22 protein-coding genes and 3 pseudogenes are annotated in these 19976 nt (G+C 34.3%); 17 read left to right on the plus strand and 8 right to left on the minus strand.

The window, feature by feature from the left end; genetic code table 11:
- The 10 genes from IPJ23_00345 to IPJ23_00390 all read left to right on the plus strand — a co-directional run.
- On the plus strand, positions 1-1286 hold a 1286-nt coding region (locus IPJ23_00345), incomplete at its 5' end, for a T9SS type A sorting domain-containing protein (protein ID MBK7629199.1).
- Between the two features lie 1651 nt (positions 1287-2937).
- Positions 2938-3462, plus strand: a complete 525-nt coding sequence (locus IPJ23_00350) for a T9SS type A sorting domain-containing protein (protein MBK7629200.1) — start codon at positions 2938-2940, stop codon at positions 3460-3462.
- A gap of 33 nt (positions 3463-3495) precedes the next feature.
- The gene (locus tag IPJ23_00355) at positions 3496-4659 is read left to right on the plus strand and encodes a T9SS type A sorting domain-containing protein (GenBank protein ID MBK7629201.1); all 1164 of its coding nucleotides are present in this window, start codon (positions 3496-3498) and stop codon (positions 4657-4659) included.
- 313 nt (positions 4660-4972) lie between these two features.
- A complete protein-coding gene (locus IPJ23_00360) occupies positions 4973-7090 on the plus strand; it encodes a T9SS type A sorting domain-containing protein (GenBank protein MBK7629202.1) in 2118 nt (705 codons plus the stop codon).
- Between the two features lie 448 nt (positions 7091-7538).
- Positions 7539-7721, plus strand: coding sequence for a hypothetical protein (locus IPJ23_00365; GenBank protein ID MBK7629203.1), 183 nt, complete (start codon positions 7539-7541; stop codon positions 7719-7721).
- A 434-nt stretch (positions 7722-8155) separates the two neighbouring features.
- Entirely contained in the window at positions 8156-8704 is a 549-nt protein-coding gene (locus IPJ23_00370) for a hypothetical protein (GenBank protein ID MBK7629204.1), read from the plus strand.
- A gap of 8 nt (positions 8705-8712) precedes the next feature.
- Complete coding sequence (locus IPJ23_00375; GenBank protein MBK7629205.1) at positions 8713-8955, plus strand: OmpA family protein; 243 nt, start codon at positions 8713-8715, stop codon at positions 8953-8955.
- 18 nt (positions 8956-8973) lie between these two features.
- Positions 8974-9123 carry a hypothetical protein gene (locus IPJ23_00380; GenBank protein MBK7629206.1) on the plus strand — a complete coding sequence of 50 codons (150 nt, stop codon included), beginning with the start codon at positions 8974-8976 and terminating at the stop codon, positions 9121-9123.
- An 11-nt stretch (positions 9124-9134) separates the two neighbouring features.
- The gene (locus IPJ23_00385; protein ID MBK7629207.1) at positions 9135-9590 is read left to right on the plus strand and encodes a hypothetical protein; all 456 of its coding nucleotides are present in this window, start codon (positions 9135-9137) and stop codon (positions 9588-9590) included.
- A 31-nt stretch (positions 9591-9621) separates the two neighbouring features.
- Positions 9622-10119, plus strand: coding sequence for a hypothetical protein (locus tag IPJ23_00390; protein ID MBK7629208.1), 498 nt, complete (start codon positions 9622-9624; stop codon positions 10117-10119).
- Positions 10120-10168: 49 nt separating this feature from the next.
- On the opposite strand, the gene IPJ23_00395 is transcribed toward IPJ23_00390, so the two are convergent.
- From IPJ23_00395 to IPJ23_00420, 6 genes and pseudogenes are all read right to left on the minus strand, one after another.
- Complete coding sequence (locus IPJ23_00395; protein ID MBK7629209.1) at positions 10169-10711, minus strand: carbonic anhydrase; 543 nt, start codon at positions 10709-10711, stop codon at positions 10169-10171.
- 8 nt (positions 10712-10719) lie between these two features.
- Positions 10720-11904 (minus strand): amino acid permease, encoded by a 1185-nt coding sequence (locus tag IPJ23_00400; protein MBK7629210.1) that lies wholly within the window; start codon positions 11902-11904, stop codon positions 10720-10722.
- Entirely contained in the window at positions 11817-12143 is a 327-nt protein-coding gene (locus IPJ23_00405) for an amino acid permease (protein MBK7629211.1), read from the minus strand. The genes IPJ23_00400 and IPJ23_00405 overlap by 88 nt, the downstream gene beginning before the upstream one ends.
- 90 nt (positions 12144-12233) lie before the next feature.
- A pseudogene (locus tag IPJ23_00410) lies at positions 12234-12945 on the minus strand (response regulator transcription factor).
- Positions 12938-13306, minus strand: coding sequence for a sensor histidine kinase (locus IPJ23_00415; GenBank protein MBK7629212.1), 369 nt, complete (start codon positions 13304-13306; stop codon positions 12938-12940). Before IPJ23_00415 ends, IPJ23_00410 begins: the two are co-directional and overlap by 8 nt.
- Before the next feature lie 113 nt (positions 13307-13419).
- Positions 13420-13932: a hypothetical protein gene (locus IPJ23_00420; protein ID MBK7629213.1), complete on the minus strand. Its 513-nt coding sequence runs from the start codon at positions 13930-13932 to the stop codon at positions 13420-13422.
- Positions 13933-14212: 280 nt separating this feature from the next.
- Here IPJ23_00420 and IPJ23_00425 point away from each other — a divergent pair, with 280 nt between their 5' ends.
- From IPJ23_00425 to IPJ23_00455, 7 genes and pseudogenes are all read left to right on the plus strand, one after another.
- On the plus strand, positions 14213-14785 hold the full coding sequence (locus IPJ23_00425; protein ID MBK7629214.1) for a sigma-70 family RNA polymerase sigma factor: 573 nt from the start codon (positions 14213-14215) through the stop codon (positions 14783-14785).
- On the plus strand, positions 14754-15035 hold the full coding sequence (locus tag IPJ23_00430; GenBank protein ID MBK7629215.1) for a hypothetical protein: 282 nt from the start codon (positions 14754-14756) through the stop codon (positions 15033-15035). Before IPJ23_00425 ends, IPJ23_00430 begins: the two co-directional genes overlap by 32 nt.
- Positions 15036-15125: 90 nt before the next feature.
- Positions 15126-15536 (plus strand): hypothetical protein, encoded by a 411-nt coding sequence (locus IPJ23_00435; protein ID MBK7629216.1) that lies wholly within the window; start codon positions 15126-15128, stop codon positions 15534-15536.
- A 65-nt stretch (positions 15537-15601) separates the two neighbouring features.
- Positions 15602-16434: pseudogene (locus tag IPJ23_00440) on the plus strand (DUF692 domain-containing protein).
- On the plus strand, positions 16424-17194 hold the full coding sequence (locus IPJ23_00445) for a putative DNA-binding domain-containing protein (GenBank protein ID MBK7629217.1): 771 nt from the start codon (positions 16424-16426) through the stop codon (positions 17192-17194). Before IPJ23_00440 ends, IPJ23_00445 begins: the two are co-directional and overlap by 11 nt.
- Positions 17187-17636 (plus strand): DoxX family protein, encoded by a 450-nt coding sequence (locus IPJ23_00450; protein ID MBK7629218.1) that lies wholly within the window; start codon positions 17187-17189, stop codon positions 17634-17636. The genes IPJ23_00445 and IPJ23_00450 overlap by 8 nt, the downstream gene beginning before the upstream one ends.
- 110 nt (positions 17637-17746) lie before the next feature.
- Positions 17747-19197: pseudogene (locus IPJ23_00455) on the plus strand (DUF4070 domain-containing protein).
- Between the two features lie 134 nt (positions 19198-19331).
- Here IPJ23_00455 and IPJ23_00460 read toward each other — a convergent pair.
- Entirely contained in the window at positions 19332-19643 is a 312-nt protein-coding gene (locus tag IPJ23_00460; GenBank protein ID MBK7629219.1) for a prolyl oligopeptidase family serine peptidase, read from the minus strand.
- Between the two features lie 63 nt (positions 19644-19706).
- Positions 19707-19976, minus strand: a 270-nt coding sequence (locus IPJ23_00465; GenBank protein ID MBK7629220.1) for a prolyl oligopeptidase family serine peptidase, incomplete at its 5' end; no start/stop codon positions are given.

Here is a 19976-nt window from a genome sequence, read left to right on the forward strand (position 1 = left end):
GTGTTATTTTTGGACAAAGAATAAATTCTGCAGGAGAAGTACAATGGGCTACCGATGGAAAACTTCTCTCACCACCATCTAAAACTTGTAAAGAACCAATTTTATGTTTTGATAATGCTGCTAGTGTATACCTCGTTTGGATAACGGAAGCCCAGTCGACGGATACTAATATAGGTTCTCAGAAAATTGATTTGGATGGAAATCTTTTATGGGGAAGTGCCGGTGTAGATATTTGTCTTGCTCCCAGCTATCAGCAAGAAATTTCCATCATAAATAATATAGGCGGAGGAATCATTGTAACCTGGCAGGATTTAAGAAATATACCCGATGCAGATATTTATGCGCAATGGATAGATGATAATGGAAATCCTAAATGGTTATCTAATGGTAAAAAAATATGCGGTGCAGCTGATGTACAAAGTTATCCGGTACTATCAACAGATGGACTTGCCGGGGCAATAATTTCCTGGTGGGATTTACGAAATGGCAGCAATGAAGATATCTACGCACAAAACATTGATTATAGGGGAGAGCTTGGAACAACAAATAATTACTATCAAAGACAAAATTTAAATAAATCCATAAGTGATGGAACGCCAACTTATGATACGCTTGTTGTTCCTTTAATTAAAAAAACAGCAAACCAAACGATCTATGATATAACTATAAAAATTGGAAGTGTAATACACGATAATGTGAGTGATCTTGAATTTACATTAACACATAACGCAATTACTGACACACTTATTTATAGAGTTAATGGAAACGGCGGTATTAATTTTAGCAACACTTACTTAAATGATAATTTAGGAATTCCATTCGACGGTGCTAAAGCTCCTTTTTCGGGAGTATTTATACCACACAATTCATTATCCAGTTTTACTAGCAGTTCAGTATCTGGAGAGTGGATATTAAACATTGTAGATCATAAATCCGGTGATGATGGTATTCTGCAAAATTGGGGTTTGTTGATTTCTGAAAGCACACTTGTTGGCGTTGAAGAAGAAAAAGATATGTATCCCGAGGTATTTTATTTATCACAAAACCATCCAAACCCATTTAACCCCAGCACAACAATAAAATGGCAACAACCAGAAACAAATATTGTAACTCTAAAAATTTATGATGTCTTAGGCAGAGAATTAACGACGCTGATTAATGAAGAATTAACTGCAGGCAACCACGAAACCGTTTTTAATGCATCACGCTTAAGCAGCGGAGTTTATTTCTATCAATTACAAGCAGGAGACTTTGTTCAAACAAAAAAAATGGTATTGCTTCGTTAACAGATAAAGAATGTTCTAACTATAAAATAATATTCTATTTATTAAGGAGACTTTTATGAAAACTTCTATACAGACTTTTCTTGTGGTTTTCTTTTTCACTTCCTTTCTTTTTTCACAAGCAATTTCCTGGCAGCAGTTAAGTGGTCCCCACGGCGGGACAGCGTTATCTTTTGCCTCAACTGCTGACGGTAATATTTTTGCTGGCTCCGATCAAAATCAGTATGGAGTATACCGCTCCACTGACGGAGGGATGCTTTGGCATCAATCAAGCGATGGAATATATTTAACCGACAGACGGATTGAATGTATTCTTATTAATGACAGCGGGCATATATTTATCGGTACTGATAGTCATATTGGTTCAATAATTTATAAATCAACAAACAGCGGAAGCACATGGGCTTCAGTTGCAAATCTCGGTACGAAATGTTTGGCAGAAATAGATAGCGGACAAATATTTGCTGCCCATACTGGTTATCAACAATATCATAGATCCACCGACGGTGGAGAAACCTGGGTCCCAGGATTCATTCCCCTTGGCGGTGTAAATGATATTGCACTAAATGATAGCGGCCATATTTTTCTTGCCTCGAGACCTATATATCGTTCTACAGACAATGGGTATAATTGGACCGCATTAAGTAATGGGTTATCAGACGAGGCTCGATCAATTGCCATAAATGATAGCGGGCATATATTTGCTGGAAGTTGGGGTGAATACCACTCAACCTCTGGGATTTATAGATCAACAAATAATGGAGATAGCTGGTCTTTTGTAAAGCCAGGATTCAGGGTTAATTTCAGTAAAAATATAGTGATAAATAATAATGGAGATATAATTGTCGGCAGCTGGGGCTACGGAATCTGGAAGTCTACCGATAACGGTGACACCTGGAATCAAAATAATTCTGGACTTGGGCACTACTATGTTCGGTCTATGCACATTGCATTAAACGGTGATGTTTATGCAGGATTAGACGGTGGTGGAATTTATCGATCTACAGATGAGGGTGAAAGCTGGACACAGGTTGGATTATATGTTGCTGGTGTAAAAAAATTTGCTATAAATTCTAACGATGATATTTTTGTTAGTGTATGGGGTATTAGCCGCTCAACAGATTTAGGTATTACCTGGAAGCCTATTAACAATGGATTGGGTAATTACGATGTGCTGGCCTTGATTGCGAAAAATAGCAATGGATATCTTTTTGCGGGAACAAATGATAGCCAGAACGGAACTGTATTTCGCTCGACTGATAATGGTGAGAACTGGGTAAGAGTAGATAATTTTCCAAGCGGAATAGCTATCAATGGTTTGGCTGTTGGTCTTAGCGGTGAAATTATTGCCACAGCTACGGGTTATTCTTATATATGTAAAAAATCGACTGATGATGGCATTACCTGGCAGGATATTAGCTACGGACAAAATATTGGTTGGGGAAAAGTAGCATTCAATTCGGCAGGTGATTTATTTATGGCAAGCTGGGGTGGAGGGTTCTGGAAACTACCTGCAGGAGATACTGTTTGGGTTGACCTCACTTCAAACTACGGTTACAACTGGTTAGCAAGTCTTTTCATAGCTAGTAATGATTACATCTATGCCGGAGGTAGTCGTTCAACTGATAATGGAGTTACGTGGACTAATTTAAGTATGAACTCTGGATATACTGCCTTTGCTGAAAACTCGATTGGACATATTTTCTGTGGAACAACTAACTTTGGCAGTGGTGTGTGGCGCTCGACAGACAGTGGCAATACCTGGGAACAAATAAATTCAGGTTTGCCCACAATGGATATTAGATCTGTTGGCGTTGATTCTGAAGATTACGTGTATGCAGGTACAGGTGGTAAATCTATGTTCAAAACTACAACATCTACAGTTACAGATGTAGAAGAAATTAAATTTGAACCAGTTTCTTTTTCTTTATCTCAGAATTACCCAAACCCTTTTAACCCAAGTACAAAAATCAGTTGGCAGTCGCCAATAGGCAGTTGGCAAACTTTAAAAGTTTATGATGTTTTGGGTAATGAAGTTGTTACTTTAGTTAATGAGTATAAACCTGCGGGAAGTTATGAAGTTGAGTTCTCTGCCGTTGAATTGTCAACTGGGATTTATTTCTATCAACTAAAAGCTGGAAGTTTTGCTCATACAAGAAAGATGATATTATTAAAATAATTTATATCTAAAATTTACTAACAGGAGAGCTTAATGAGAATTAAAATTTACTTACCAATTATTGTTTTACTTATTACAATAAGTAATCTTTTTTCTCAGTCCACATCAAAGATATACTACAGCCAGTATAGCTTAACACAAATGAACATTTACCAGGCTAATCTGGATGGATCTAATGAGATTACAATACCACTGCCCATTAGACCACATGCAATTGCTGTTGATTGGAAAAGTGTCCCTCAAAAGTTATACGTAGGGCTAATTGATGTGATAGGTGATAGCAAAATAATTCGTTGTGATATCGATGGAAGCAATCAGGAAGATGTTCTGACCAATCTGATTGGGCTTAATGCGATAGCACTTGACTTGTTAAATCGAAAAATTTATTGGGTGCAGGACACCTATAATGATGACAGAATTTTTAGAGCGAATATGGATAGCTTAAATTCTTCTATTCAACAAATCTATTCTGCTACAGTATCATCAAGAGATTTATGGGGAATTACATTAGATGTTGTTACCAGTCGAGTTTGGTTTACAGAAAGAGGCGGAAACTGTTATTCCAGTTACATTAAAAGAATAAATACGGATGGAAGTGGGTTAACAATAATTCTAAATCCCGTTTGCAATCCACACGATATTGAATATTATAATGGAAAACTTTTCTGGGGTGATATGGACGGATTAGAAAAAGCCAATACAGATGGAAGCGGGATAGAAACAATTGTCAGCTCCGCTAAGATAGATGGATTATCAATTGATGCAACAAACAACAAGGTCTATTGGGTGGATTATTTGGCTGATCTGGTAAAATGTGTTGGTGTTGATGGGTCTAATGAAACAACCATATCAAGTTCACACATCAGCCTATCCAGGATTGACACAGATTTCAATCCAGCAATAACAGATATAGAAAATCCCGAACCTCAATTATTTTTATTTAACTTAGCTCAAAATTACCCCAACCCATTTAATCCAAATACAAAAATTAAATGGCAATTGCCTCAAACAGGATTAGTAACACTAAAAATCTATGATATGTTGGGCAGAGAAATTGCCACACTTATTAATGAAGAATTAGATGCGGGTAACCACGAAATTGTTTTTGAAGCAGCAAGTTTTAGCAGTGGAGTTTATTTCTATCAAATTAAAGTAGGAGATTTTATTCAAACAAAGAAAATGATATTAATTAAATAAAACTTTACATATTGTTTTTCTGAAGTAAGATTAGTCAGTTTGGCTGTAATTGTTTATTGTTTGCCAAACATAAACAGTAAATAAACGTAAAGCTTTATTTTCTTGACATTAACTATTTAAAAGGTTTTATTAAATAAGAAATTATTCCAACTGTTGACCTCTGGATCTTTTTGGGCAAACTGTTGTAGTATTCTTATATCGTCTACGTTTATCTTCTCTCCCCATTAAGGCGCAGTGATGTATTAATATGCTGTGCAGAAACATATTGTCTTCCCAAATATAATAATAACTATCAATAATTAAGGAGAGGGTTATGAAAAAGTTATTTGTATCATTTGTTATATCACTTTTGTTTCAACTTAATATTACCGCACAATCCGGTTGGTCTTGGGTAAATCCGCTTCCACAGGGAAATCACTTGAGCGATATTGAAGTAACGGCAAATCTTAGTGTTGCAGTAGGTTATGGTGGTACAATAATGACTAACAACGGCAGCGGTTGGGAGATAAGGGATGGAGGATTTGAAGATGTTTTATTTTCAGTTTGTATATATGGAAATAATATTTGGGCAAGTGGTGTTGATGGGGCCATTTTGCATTGCAGTGATGGAAGCGGAACATCCTGGGAGTCACAAACAAGCGGAGTGGATAAACAATTGCGTTCCGTTTTTTTCCTGGACGACCAAAAAGGTTGGGCAGTAGGTTTAGAACGTACAATACTCAATACTTCTGATGGTGGACAAAATTGGGGAGTTCAATCTTCTGGTGGAAACACTCATCTGTACTCTGTTTTTATGATTAGCGAATCTGTTGGATACGCCTGTGGTTACGACCTTTCAAGCTCTAAAGGAATAATTCTTAAAACTACAACCGGCGGGACATATTGGCCAGGTCAAATCAATCCAGCGCTAAATAATCGATTAAGATCAATTTACTTTAAAGATATTGATAATGGTGTAGCAGTTGGTGAAAATGGAACAGTCTTGTATACAACAAATGCAGGGCTTAATTGGTATTTAGCTGATAGTAAAACTACAAGTGATCTGATGGATGCAGATTATGATAATCAAGGTAATGGATATGCCGTTGGCGATGATGGCGTGATAATTTATACAAGTGACTTTGGACAGAATTGGAATCTTCAAAACTCGGGCACAGAAAATATTTTATATGGAGTTTCTGGTAATAGAATTGTGGGTGAAACTGGCATAATACTAAGATCAACTAATGGCGGTCAGGCCTGGGAATTTGAATCGACAGGATTCACGGATAATCTATTAAGTCTGGACTTTGTAACTGACAATATTGGATATGCTACAGGAGTAAATGGAAAAATTTATCGCACAACAGACGGAGGGTTAACCTGGCCATTATTACCAACTAGTATAACTGTAGGTTTAGGTAAAGTTCAGTTTATAAATCTAGATACTGGTTGGGTTGCTTCTTCTCATTATATTTATCGTACAACAAACGGGGGTTTGAGTTGGGAACAGCAACTCTATTTGCCTCAACCTAATGAAGTAATTTTTGATGTAGAGTTTGTTAAAGGCCTGCCCGGTGAACCAGTGTTTGGTTTTGCTTGCGGCGGATTGGCTGGTTTCTGGAAAAGTACAAATGGGGGTGAAACTTGGAGTGGAGGATATGCTTGTACTAATGGTAACTTCCTTGGATGTAGTTTTGTAGATAAAAATAACGGATGGCTTGTTGGGGCACCAAGCACTGTTAATACTATTACAATAATGCACACCACAGATGGCGGGGGCACATTTATAGAGCAGACTAATCCTATAATAGAACCCTATATGCGTGATGTTTGTTTTGTCACAGATCAGAGGGGAATTGCGGTCGGAAATAATGGAAAAACTTTATATACGAGCGATGGTGGTGCAAACTGGGAAGAAAGACCCAATGGTAGTAAAGTTTGGCAGGAAGTTTTTCTTTCTGAAACCGGAAAAGCCTGGACCGTTGGATTTTATGGATCAATAGCCCATTCTGATGATTGGGGCTATACCTGGCAAATGCAAAAAAGTGGTGTATATGAAACTCTGAATGGGATTGATTTTATAAATGATAATGACGGATGGATTGTTGGTAATAACGGTACAATACTTCATACGACAAACGGCGGTGTAACGTTTCTTGAAGAAGAAAAGATTTATGAATTACCAACCACTTATTCCTTGAGTAATAATTTTCCCAATCCTTTTAACCCAAGTACAAAAATTCAATACTCAATTCCACAATCAAATAAAGTTGTAATTAAAATATTTAATGTACTTGGAAAGGAAGTGGAAACATTAGTTAATGAAGAAAAATCGGTTGGTACTTATGAGCTAAACTGGAATGCCACTGATCTACCTAGCGGAGTTTATTTCTATCAAATTAATGCTGGAGAATTTATTCAAACAAAAAAAATGATTTTATTAAAGTGATAATAAATTTTTAATTGGAAGAAGGATATTATCTACAATTAAAACAAAATTTAATACTTGGATTACGATTATACCTTGGCTTGTTGGATTTCTGCTTTCCACAGTGGGAATGTTTCTGGGCTATAATCTCGGCTCGGACACAGCCAGTCTATTGGGGGGCGAACCAAGAATATGGGCTCGTTTAGGTAAGGGGTTCGTATGGGGTGGCGTTATAGCATGCTTGCAATGGCCAATAGTTCGCAATGTTGGTGTGCCCCCTTTATGGCTTATTTTCACAGGTGCAGTTGGCTTTGCGGTAGGTTATCCATTTGGGCAAACCATCCAAGGCTTTTTCATTTACAATTGGAACCTACACTTGACGGGAGCTTGGTTGTGTATTATTTCATTCGGTTTGTTTCTGGGTGTACCACAATGGTTAATAATACGTCGCCACATAAGGCGTGCAGGCTTGTGGATCTTATTTAACGTGGCAGGTTGGATGCTGGAGGGTCTTTTTTTGCTCAATGGAGGAATGGCTGATTTCGGATACGGAATTGTGGCCGGAATTGGCCTTGTATGGCTTGTTCATTCCGAGCAGAAAAATCGAAGGTTAAATGAATCAGTAAATTCAACTTTTATTAAAGCTGAATAGAATGGAATAATTGAAGAGTTTTAGATTCGATTAGAGGGAATTTATATTATTGAATTTAATGTTGTTAACCTACTAAGCAGAGTGTATTTCTATCAACTAAAAGCGGGAGATTTTATCCAAACAAAGAAAATGATTTTGCTAAAATGATTTTTTAATTATTTGTCTTGAAAGGATTGATAAATGAAGTTAATTGAAAAACTTAACAGCTATTTGGCAGATTGGATAGATGTTCACTTGATAAAAATAGAAGCTTTTGTAGACACTTTACTACTTGCAAAATTTTGGAGTACTCTGCTATTGTTTGGTTGATTGTTGCGATTAGACCAGTAAAAAATATTTAAATCGGATGAAACCTAACTTGGAAAGTGAAAACAATTAAATCTAAAATTATAGATAGGAGAAGTTTACCAATCAAATAATATTTTGGAGTCATTATGAAAACAATATGGTTTGTATTTGTTGTGATAATAATTTTGCTCTTTACTTCTTACTGCCCCGCACAAGATGTTGTAGGAAGTAAAGATCACCCGATGTTTAACAGACTTTCTGGATTTATAATTACAGATTATTCTGTTGAAGATTTTGGTTCACATCTTTTTTATGATGAAAACGACAATGAGAAAACTGTTGAGGGGGAAAAGACTTTCATTAAATATGAAAGCGAAAAGGAAGTCGGAGCATTAAAAATCATAAGGAACTTTACGAATGCAATTAAAAAAATTGGAGGTAAAGCGCTTGAATCTTCCAGCAACAGAGTTTATTTGAATATCAAACAAGGCAACAAAGAAACCTGGGCGGAAGTTTTTGCAGGCGATTATGATTATGATCTTACAATTATTGAAAAAGGTGAAGTTGAACAGGAAATTACTGCGAATGCTATTCTGCAAGAGCTAAACGAAACAGGAAAAGCAATACTTTACATCAATTTTGATTCTGGTAAATCAACAATTAAAAAGAATCTCTTCCTATTGTTGATCAGATAATAGAAATGATGAAGCAAGCGAGTGATATAAAAATTAGCGTTGATGGACACACAGACAGTGATGGTACAAACGAATCAAATTTAAAGCTTTCTGAACAAAGAGCGAAAGCTGTTGTTGATGCAATTGTTAAAGGAGGAATTGGCAAATCCAGATTAAGCTCTACAGGGTTTGGCGAGGAGAAACCAATTGCAGATAACAATACCGAGGAAGGAAAAGCAAAAAACAGAAGAGTTGAACTGATAAAACTATAACTTTTTAGGAAAACTATTATGAAAAATAAACATCAAGCATTTATAATATTTTTAACAAGTTTTATGGTACTTGCAAACGCGAATAAAATAATTCCACAAGAAGTATCATTAAAACCTTATGGTATAAAAGCGGAATTATTGAATACAAGTATTCCGGGTCACAAGTAGGAGTGGGCACCATGTACTTTGATGAATATGGTTACAAAAGTGCGATGAAAATGGACACTAAAACGAATGACAAACCAAACAAAGGCTGGGTAATTTCATTTAAGGAGTATCAATATATGTTCGATCCTGCACAACCTGGTAAAGGATTAAAGATGAAAAATCCAATGATCGAATCTTTACTGAAAATGGAGAAACAAGATTACGATAGAGTAGCAGAAGATTTGTATTCACAAATAGGAATGAAACGAGCTGGAACAGAAAAATTTTTAGACAAAGACTGTATTGTCTTTAAAGGTGATATGGGTAAAGTTCTAACTTGGAACGGAATTCTAATGTTAATGGATATGAATTACAGCGGTGTAAAAACAAAGCAAGAAGTCACTTCCATAAAAACAAATATTCCGGTTGATGAAAAATATTTTGAGATACCAAAGAACATAAAATTTTCTGAGATGCCTGGATTTTAAGTTTCGTAAATAAAAATAAGGAGTATTAATAATGTCTCCATTAAAATATTTTATTAGAATAATCGTATTTGTTATTGTGCTTTTTACTGGATGTTCAAAAGATGAAACCGAAACAGGACCAAAAGAATATTTAGATTATGAATACACGGGAACTTTAAGACTGCATTTTACAAATGATTTTCCCTCAATTGATAAAACAGTTTCTGTCAATGTCCAAATTAATAAGTACGGCGACATGACTTTTGGAACTGGCTCTGTTTCATATGATGCAGATGAGAATAATGGACAAACAAGGATTAGAAGAAATGGAACACTAACACTTAATCCAAATGGCAGTTATTTTTTCGATAATATGAGTGATAAGTTTGATGTTAAAGAAAATACTACAATCAATGAAACAATGACTGTTTGGTATGGAGATGGCGTTAACTGGACTCAAGCGTTTAGTGAAAACATCAACTCAGTTTGGAATGGTGGTTTAGTCTTTTCTTTAGACGAAGCCGTAATGACAGGTCCTATGTTTCTGTAAGTACAGGTTCTGGCTCAGCGGATTGGGAATTAAATTTAGATGTTGTGCCTTAAGTTTCTTTAATCATATAAAGCAGATTGTCTTCCAATTTATAATACATTGGGGCAATCTGCGCTTTTGGATAACGCTGTCTTAATCTTAAAGTTTCACTTAAAATAAAATCAATTTCATTATTGATTTCAAACATCGGTGCATAATTATTAAAATGTTCTTCGGCTTGCTCTTTAGTCCATCCGCCATTTTCTGAAAGCTTTTCTATAAAAAGATCTTTATTTGAAGCAAGATTTACCATCCCGCAATTACTGTGTGCAATAAGTACAATGTGTTTTACACCGCCCACCGAGATAGCAAATGAAACTTTAAATTCACTATAACGCAAATTTGCCCCGCCAGTACGTATTATAAAAGCAAAGTTATCAGGCATATGAAGATGCTTACGATTATCCATACACATTCCAACAAGCAATTGTGCATCTGAATAATTTTCAAACTCACGCTGTAGGTTGTGGTATTCAAGCAGCAAACCAATTGGTGTGTCTTTATACTCAGGCAAGATATCGTTTATTGAAGTGATAGGAATTAATCTGTTCATATTTACTTTTACTTTCTAATAACTAATTCAGCAGCCTCTTTTAGTTTTACTTTTCTATTATTTAAGTAGTAAAAAATTATTGCAGGGACAATAAAGCCGACACAACTTAAAACTAATTTTATTTCATATACAAAAATTGATGAAACATTTTCCGTGGGGACAAATGCAAATGCAATTCCAAAGATTGTCATTCCACCACCGATAAATCCCGCAGCCAAAGTTACAACTTTGTTTTTAAAGTATGCATTTTCATTACCATAAGTTGCACGGACTTTTATTAATGCCGCAAACATATAAACATATGGGATAAGTTGTAGTACAACAGTTGTTTGAAGTAGAAACAAATACATGTCACCAACAGAGGAACCAATTGCTGCAATAACAATTACAAAGCTTGATGCAACTCCTTGCACTATTAAAGCAACATGAGGTGTATTATACTTGGGATGCACAGTACCCAGTGATGAAGGAAGATATTTATCTATTCCGATCACATATGGTATTCTTGCAGCACCCGAAAGCCAGGCAGAAGTATTCCCTGCGGCATTCATTATCATAAGTATTGCCATTGGAAAAACAATCCAGCCAAAACCAATTGCGCTTGCGGCATGCTCAATGCCTTGCAAAATCCCCTCTATAATTCCAATCTCTTTATAAGGTATTGCAATAAGTAGTGAAGATGTAACAACAAGAAACAATAACACTGTAGATGCTCCAGCAATCATCACAGCTCGTTGAATGTTTTTTTCTGGTTTCTTAATTTCATCAGAAATAACAGACCCAAGTTCCAATCCAACATAGTTTAAACATACAATACTGAGTAAAGCAAGAAATTGCCAATTACCTAACGAGGGAATGATTGCAGAGATTGAAATATCATTTGATGCCCCGCGAGTAAAAGCAGTAATAATTCCAATAACCAGTATTGTAATTGCCGTGATAAAAGTGCCGGAAGCACCAAGGTTTTGAATCCATTTTCCAACGCCAAATCCACGAATGTTTAGATATGTTATAACCCACAATAAGGCCAGAGAAACACTCATCATAAAGAATGGGTTTGTTGCAAAAGAGGCAGTTTTACTTCCTCCAATGTAAAGAATAAATCCTATGATATAAAAAAGGAGAGTTGGCACATAAAAAATATTATTAACCCAATAAGCCCATCCGGAAACAAAACCGTGAAAATCCCCCATGCTTTTTTATTCCATACATAAATTCCACCTTCTTGCGGTGCTCTTTTTGAAAATTCTAGAACAGCAATTGCTTGGGGAATAAAGAAAAGAAAAAATCCTGCAACCCATAACACTAATGCAACCGGACCAGCATTTGCAACAACCGGAACACTATTTAAATTCACTAAAGCTGCGATTAAAAAGAAGGAGAGATCAGATAAACCAAGTATGCGTTTAAGCTGGGGAGTTTGTTTGTTCAATTCCTGTGTTATTCTCCTGAATTTTTTTTGTAAATATTATTTATTCAGTGTTTAATAACAATAGGGAGGAAAAAAATATTTTATTAGAAGTTAAGCTTGAAACATATATCCGGCGCTTCTAACACTTATAATGTATTTTGGATTTGACGGATCATCCTCAAAATGTTTCCTTAGTCGTGCAATAAAATTATCAACCGTTCTCGTTTCAATTTCCGGGTTCATATTCCAAACATTCTCAAGTAATTCTTTGCGCGTTACAACTTTGTTTTTATTTTCAATTAAGTATTTTATAATCATGGCTTCGTAAGATGTAAGTTGGAATTCTTTTTTTATTCTTCAGGCATTTTAAATTTTCAAAATTGATTTCGATGTTAGCAAATTTGTAGAGTGGGTTGTCTATAACAACTTTTTGGTACCATTTCTTTCGTTTTAGCATACCTTTTATTCTAAGCAGCAATTCTTTAAGATGGAACGGTTTCGTAAGATAATCATCGGCTCCAAGTTCTAGTCCCTTTACACGGTCTTCAATCTGAGTACGGGCAGTTAGCATAAGTATTGGCATTTGCGGATGTTTGACTCGAATATGCTTTGCAATTTCAAATCCATTGAAGTAAGGAAGCATTATATCCAACACTATCAAATCAAACTCATTTTCATCAAAGAATTTTATTGCTTCTCTACCGTCCCTTGCTAAAGTAACGGAGTATCCTTCGGCAGTAAGATTATACTCCAATCCAAGCGCAAGATTTTCTTCATCCTCAACTAAAAGAATCTTTAATTTTTCCAATTGTTCTTCACTCATTCTTAAAATCCTTTTTATTTTCTTTCGCCGATTTTTTCTTATCGATATAGATTGGCAAATCTATTTTAAACTTTGAACCTTTACCTTTTCCTTCGCTGAACGCAAAAATTTTTCCTTTGTGATTTTTTATTATTTCTCTAACAACGAAAAGACCAAGACCGGTGCCTTTTACATTAGGTATGTCCTTATCATAAATTCGATGAAACTTCTGAAAGATTTTTTTTATTTCCTCACCCGGAATTCCGATTCCGTTGTCTGAAAATTCTATTTCTGCCCATTTAGTGTTGCGTTTAAATTTTATATTGATCTCTAATGGATTAGTACTATATTTTATAGAATTATCAACAAGATTATCAAACACTGTTTTTATCGAATTTCTATCTAATAAAATGTCGCAACCTGCATCACCACTAAATTTTATTGAACTTTCTTCTAACTGAAATTGTGCTGCTGATTCTAAAATAATTTTTTTAATTATTTCATCAGCTTTATAAACCTCAAAATCCCTATAATTTTTTTCTTGTCCATTGATGCAATTTCCAAAATGGAGTTAACAAGATTTTTCAATCTTTCAGCATCTCGCATCATCAAACCATAAAACTCTTTTCTTTTTTCTTCGGGAACCTCGCGTGAGTTTAGTGTTTCTAGGTAAAGTTGAATTGATGATAACGGAGATTTAAGTTCATGTGTAACATTTGCTATAAAATTATCATAAAGAGCATTTAATTTTATTTGAATATTTAGATGACGAAAAATTAACACGAGGCTAACAGATAATCCGGTAAGAAGAACAATTCCGCCAACAAATGGAAAAACACTTGGGGCATCATACACAATTTGCGGAGAAATATTCTCGCCAACTTGCTCAAATATTAAGTTGTTCTTTACATACCAGTAAATCCAAAGCAATAACACAGCAAGCCAAACTAGCTGTGCCAGAATAAAGATTACAAGATTATAAGCAAATGAGTGTCTTCTGCGTAACATAAGTTTTAGATAATTAAGTTATTCCGAACTCGTTTCGGAAGCTCTGTTATAAACTGGTTGTGGAAAGCTGAAACAAGTTCAGCTTGACCATTTAAAATGAACTGTTCAAATATCATTTATAATACTGCCAACATCAAATCTAATAAGATATATATACTAATTTTTATAGTTGAAATAATTAATATATTCTTTCGTTTGAGTTAGTATTTTATTTATATCTTTTGATTCTTAATATCTTGATATAGATTTAAACTATCTAAAAATAAACATAAAAAGAATTTTGGATATTTCTCACAAATTAAATCCTCACGACTGGGTAGGAAAATTCAGCGATGAGCTGTTCGGTTATGCTTATATTCGTTGTAACGATGAAGAAACTGCTCGTGATCTAATTCAGGATACATTCCTTTCTGCATTAAAAAATTTAGAATCATTTAAAGGCGAAATTTCTGAAAAGAACTGGCTTTACTTGATTTTAAAAAATAAAATTATAGATCATTACAGAAAAAAATCTAAAACTCCTCTTACAAGAATTGAAGAAGAATCAGAGCTTGATGAATTTTTTAACGATGCAGGTCATTGGAAAAAAGAAGCTTTACCCTCACAATTCAACAGTACAGTTGAAAACAGTAATTATTCCTTTGAATTTTATGAAATATTAGAAAAGTGTAAAAGGAAATTGAACGAAATTCAATTGAACTTATTTGCAATGAAATTTTTAGATGAAATGGAGTCAGATGAGATTTGTAAGGAAATGGAAATAACTTCGTCTAACTATTGGGTGCTTATCCACAGAATTAAGTTAAAGATAAGAAAGTGCATTGAAAAATTATTTTATGGAAAAGAACAGTAACAAAAAATTTATGATAACTTGCAAAGAAGCAACAATGATTTCTGTTAAGAAAGCAGACATTAGTGTTCCTTTAAAGGATAGGTTGCGTTTATTTATGCATTTATTGATTTGCCAATATTGCCGTTTGTTTGAAAAACAAAACAAAATCATAGATAAGCTTCTTAAAAATTGGAAAACAAGCAAAAAACTATCAAAATCTGATAAAAACAAGCTGCAATCAGAAATCGAAAAAGGATTAAATATAATTTAAAATTATTTTTTCTCCCTGTAAGGAATCCAAACTCCCTTCGTCTTTACCACTGAACTAACAAATTAACTTTAACAAATCGAAAGGTTTACTATGACAAACAAAAGCTTAAAAAGCATTCTCTTCACTGGAACAATCGTTGCAGGTTCACTGCTAAGCACAAGCACAGCTTCGGCAAATCCATTCAGTTTTACAGATCTTGGCTCAGGCTCACAACTAAGAACAGCATTGCTGGATAATCTTATATCTCAAAAGTACAATTTGGATTTGTCTTGTGGTGAAAAAACAAAAGACAATTCCAAGAGTGATAGTAAGACAAAAGATGCAAAATGCGGAGAAGGTAAATGCGGCGGTGATGGAAAATGTGGAGATAAAAGTGATACCACAAAAATGCATATGAAAGACATGAAAAAAATGGATAGTAAAACAAAAGATGCAAAATGTGGAGAAGGCAAGTGCGGAGATAGCAAATCAACTGAAAAGAAAACCACAGATAAAAAATAACTAGCTGCTAATGATTAAGCTGTCCTTTTTTGCAAAGGACAGCTATTAATAAAAAGGAATATTAGATGAAACAGTTCGTGGGTATTGGATACCGAAAAGATTTTGGCGAAGAATTTCTTGCCTCTGAAGTTCTGCAGCCATCGTTTATTGAGTTTGCGCCTGAAAACTGGATGAACATTGGCGGTTATTGGAAAAAGATTTTAAAGAAATTAACTAATAAATATCCAATCACAGCGCACGGTCTTTCACTTTCAATCGGAAGTCCGGAAGAATTAGATTGGAATTTTCTAAAAGAAATAAAACAATTTTTGCAAGATTATAATATTAATGTTTACTCAGAACATTTAAGTTATTCAAAATGCAATAATGCACATTTATATGATCTTCTTCCTATCCCATTTAGGCACGACTCGGTTAAACATATTGTTGAAAGAATAAAACAAGTCCAGGATTTTCTGGAAAGAAAAATCACAATGGAAATTGTTTCTTATTATACTCCTGTTGCTGCAGAGATGAGCGAACTTGAATTTATAAACTCAATACTTGCAGAATCTGATTGTAATCTCTTGCTTGATGTTAATAACATTTATGTTAATGCATTCAATCATAAATATGATGCCGTTAATTTTATAGATAATCTTCCACTTGATAAAGTTTCTTACATCCATATGGCGGGACATGAAAAGTTGCTGAAGACTTGATAATTGATACTCACGGTCAGCCAATTATTGATCCAGTTTATAGCTTATTTGAATACACGGTTAATAAACTTGAAAAACCAGTTCCTGTTTTATTAGAAAGAGATTTTAACATTCCTGAATTTGATGAGCTGGCATTTGAAATGAATGAGTTAGAAAGAATTTGTAAACAAGCCTGGAGCATTGAATATGCAGCTTAGCAATTACACCCAAACTCAGCAAAATAATTTTGCAAATTTCTGCAAAACTACAGAACTGAAACAAATTGATGGCTTAACAGAAAACCGAATTGATCATTACAGAAGATTAATTTATGGTGTTATTGATGATAGTTTGCGATCAACCTATCCATTAACAGAAAATCTTTTAGAAGAGGATGAGTGGCAATATCTGGTTGATAATTTTATTGAAAAACATAATTGCCAATCACCCAAAATCTGGCAAATGCCTTTTGAGTTTTACGAATTTATTAATGAAAATGAATTTAATGTAAAAATAAAGTATCCTCACTTAATAGATTTATTACTTTTTGAATGGAAAGAAATTGAAATCTACATGATGGAAGATTTGAATGACAATGTTAAAAACACTTCATCAGAAATAAATGAGAGCAGCAACTTAATTATTAATAATGAACATGAGATAATAGAATTATCGTATCCTGTGCATTTAAAATCTGCAAAAGAAATATCCGCAAATGATGCAGGGAATTATTTTGTTTTGATATTTCGAGCAGATGACAAAGTACAGTTTTACGATGTTGCGCAGGTGTTTGTTTGGTTTATTCATGAATCATCAAACAATCTAAAAAACATTTCTGATGTGATTGAAGAAGCAATAAAATTAAATGTTCAAGTTGAAAAAGAAATTATAAAACAAAATCTTTTAAGCTTTATAAGTACAATGCACACAAAAGGATTTATACTAGGATTTAAAAACAGCGAGATTAAAAATGATTGAAAAATATAATGCAGCACTAAAACATTTATCTAAACTAAAAGATTTTCATTTATTAGCAATAAGATTAATTCTTGCTTATGGATTTTTTAATCCCGCAATAATGAAATGGAAAAATATTAGTTCAATTGCAGAATGGTTTGGAAGCATTGGAATTCCACTTCCTGGATTAAATGCTTATTTATCAGCAACTACAGAAATGGCGGGAGTAATTTTATTAACGTTAGGTTTAGCAAACAGAATAATTTCAATTCCATTAATCTTTGTTATGATTGTTGCAATTGTAACTGTCCATTTAAGCAATGGATTCGAATCCGGCAGCAATGGTTTTGAAATTCCGGTTTACTACATTTTACTATTACTTGTAATTTTAATTTATGGCGCAGGAAAATTTAGTGTAGACTATTTACTTCGTAAAAAGATGGATAAAAACACACCAACTTAGTTGACCACTAACAAGCCATTTAAAACGTAGTTTCCATTTTACATTTGTTTTACAAAAGTGTATTAAAATTCTTTGCAGTTTTAGTATGTAACTTTATAAAGGAAACTACGTTGAAAGTATTATTGATTTATCCTGAAACTCCATCAACGTTCTGGAGTTTTAAAGAAGCACTAAAATTCGTTTCCAAAAAATCCGCAGAACCTCCTCTTGGTTTAATTACTGTAGCTGCAATGCTTCCAAAAAATTGGAGCAAAAAACTTATCGATCTTAATGTGTCCATACTGAACGATAAAGATATTCTAGCTGCTGATTATGCTTTTATCAGCGCAATGAATGTACATTTAAAATCTTTTAGAGATATTGTTAGAAGATGCAACAAACTTGGAGTAAAAGTTGTTGCCGGCGGTCCGCTCTGCACAACACAGCATAAAGACTTGCTCGGTGTTGATCATTTTATTTTGAATGAAGCTGAAATTACTTTGCCGCTATTCTTAGAAGATCTAAAAAATGGAAATCCAAAACAAGTTTATCAAACTGATGAATTTCCAGATGTTGCATTAACCCCAATTCCTATGTGGAATTGCTGGATATGAAAAAATATGCTTCGATGAGTTTGCAGTATTCGCGCGGCTGCCCTTACGATTGCGAATTTTGCAGTATCGATGCTTAATGGAAGAAAACCACGGGCAAAATGTACCGAACAATTTATAACCGAATTAGATCGCTTGTATGAACTTGGCTGGCGCGGCGGAATTTCTGTTGTCGATGATAATTTTATCGGCAACAAACGCAAACTTAAAGAAGATACATTACCCGCTTTGATTGAATGGTCTAAAGAAAAAAATATCCATTCTTTTTTATAACAGAAGTTTCAATCAATCTTGCAGATGATGATGAGTTAATGCGACTTATGGTTGAAGCAGGATTTAACAGCATTTTGTTGGAATAGAAACCCCAAACAGCGATAGCCTTGTTGAGTGCGGCAAGATGCAAAACTTAAAACGTGATCTTGTTGAATCTGTTAATAAATTACAAAGAAGCGGAATGCTTGTTTCCGGTGGATTTATTGTCGGATTTGATAACGATACCGAAAGTGTGTTTGATGAGCAGATTAACTTTATTCAAAAAAGTGGAATACCAAATGCAATGGTTGGATTACTAAATGCACCCACAGGAACTAAGTTATACAATAGAATGAAAGAGGAGGGAAGATTAATTGAAATGTGGTCCGGAAATAATATGGACGCAAGTATAAACTTTGTTCCTAAAATGGAATTTAAAAATTTAATTCGTGGTTACAGCAGATTGCTGAATAAAATTTACTCGCAAGAAGAATATTATAAACGATTGAAAATCTTTTAAAGGAATACAAAGTACCGGAATGGACGCCAACAATTATTAATTTTGAGCAACTAAAGGCATTTGTAAGATTGCTTTGGCTACTTGGATTTATTGAGCGCGGCAAAAATACTTTTGGAAACTTTTATTTGTTAGTCTGTGGAAATATCCGCGTAAGTTCCCCACAGCAATGACGCTTGCTGTTTATGGATTTCATTTTTAGAAAAGTGATTCGAGCTGTTTAAAATGTAAAGTCTAATATTTATTTAATTTGTCATTCCCACGAAAGTGGGAATCGATTTTATTAATGTAGATTCCGTTTCCACGGGAATGACAATTTATGAATAATCTTTATTCTCATTCATTTATAAAATCCTTTCCAAGAAAATTCTTAAACCAGAATTGTACATACTTTGTTGTGCATATGCCATTTGGGAAATCAACACCATGTCTTTCATTTGGATAAAGCATTAACTCAAAATGTTTATCCATACTCGCAAACTTATCCACAAGCTGAAGTGTGTTCTGCATATGACAATTATCATCTAGAGTCCCTGGGTAATGCGTAACAATCCTGTACTTATTTGCATGTGTCATTGCGGACCCAAACTTGTAACCTTCTTTATTTTCTGAAGGTAAATCCATATATCGTTCTGTAAACATTATCATAAAGTTGCCAATCTGTAACAGAATATTCTGCAAGGCCGTGAGTAAAATAATCTGCACCAAGAGTTAGCGCCAAACATCAACATATCCGCCGTAGCTGCTTCCGGTAATTCCTATTTTTGTTGTATCAACAAATGATTTTGTTTTCAACCAGTTAACAGCTTCAGAGTAATCATTTGTTTCCCACTTTCCAAGATTGTGAAATAAATAATCCTTTCCCCTTTTTCCAAAGTATGCCGAGCCGCGATGATCAACAACAAAATAAATTATTCCACTTTGAGAAATAAAATATCTATCCAAATAAGCAGAGAAAGAATTTTTAACATCAGTTCCGCC

The sequence above is a fragment of the Ignavibacteriales bacterium genome, from assembly GCA_016709765.1.
Lineage (GTDB): Bacteria > Bacteroidota > Ignavibacteria > Ignavibacteriales > Ignavibacteriaceae > IGN3.

Excerpts from the sequence above, each read along its gene's own strand:
- IPJ23_00350 (MBK7629200.1), top strand. The coding sequence starts at position 2,938 with ATGAACTCTGGATATACTGCCTTTGCTGAAAACTCGATTGGACATATT.
- IPJ23_00355 (MBK7629201.1), top strand. The coding sequence starts at position 3,496 with ATGAGAATTAAAATTTACTTACCAATTATTGTTTTACTTATTACAATA.
- IPJ23_00360 (MBK7629202.1), top strand. The coding sequence starts at position 4,973 with ATGAAAAAGTTATTTGTATCATTTGTTATATCACTTTTGTTTCAACTT.
- IPJ23_00370 (MBK7629204.1), top strand. The coding sequence starts at position 8,156 with ATGAAAACAATATGGTTTGTATTTGTTGTGATAATAATTTTGCTCTTT.
- IPJ23_00375 (MBK7629205.1), top strand. The coding sequence starts at position 8,713 with ATGAAGCAAGCGAGTGATATAAAAATTAGCGTTGATGGACACACAGAC.
- IPJ23_00380 (MBK7629206.1), top strand. The coding sequence starts at position 8,974 with ATGAAAAATAAACATCAAGCATTTATAATATTTTTAACAAGTTTTATG.
- IPJ23_00385 (MBK7629207.1), top strand. The coding sequence starts at position 9,135 with ATGTACTTTGATGAATATGGTTACAAAAGTGCGATGAAAATGGACACT.
- IPJ23_00390 (MBK7629208.1), top strand. The coding sequence starts at position 9,622 with ATGTCTCCATTAAAATATTTTATTAGAATAATCGTATTTGTTATTGTG.
- IPJ23_00395 (MBK7629209.1), bottom strand. The coding sequence starts at position 10,711 with ATGAACAGATTAATTCCTATCACTTCAATAAACGATATCTTGCCTGAG.
- IPJ23_00400 (MBK7629210.1), bottom strand. The coding sequence starts at position 11,904 with ATGGGGGATTTTCACGGTTTTGTTTCCGGATGGGCTTATTGGGTTAAT.
- IPJ23_00420 (MBK7629213.1), bottom strand. The coding sequence starts at position 13,932 with ATGTTACGCAGAAGACACTCATTTGCTTATAATCTTGTAATCTTTATT.
- IPJ23_00435 (MBK7629216.1), top strand. The coding sequence starts at position 15,126 with ATGACAAACAAAAGCTTAAAAAGCATTCTCTTCACTGGAACAATCGTT.
- IPJ23_00445 (MBK7629217.1), top strand. The coding sequence starts at position 16,424 with ATGCAGCTTAGCAATTACACCCAAACTCAGCAAAATAATTTTGCAAAT.
- IPJ23_00450 (MBK7629218.1), top strand. The coding sequence starts at position 17,187 with ATGATTGAAAAATATAATGCAGCACTAAAACATTTATCTAAACTAAAA.
- IPJ23_00460 (MBK7629219.1), bottom strand. The coding sequence starts at position 19,643 with ATGATAATGTTTACAGAACGATATATGGATTTACCTTCAGAAAATAAA.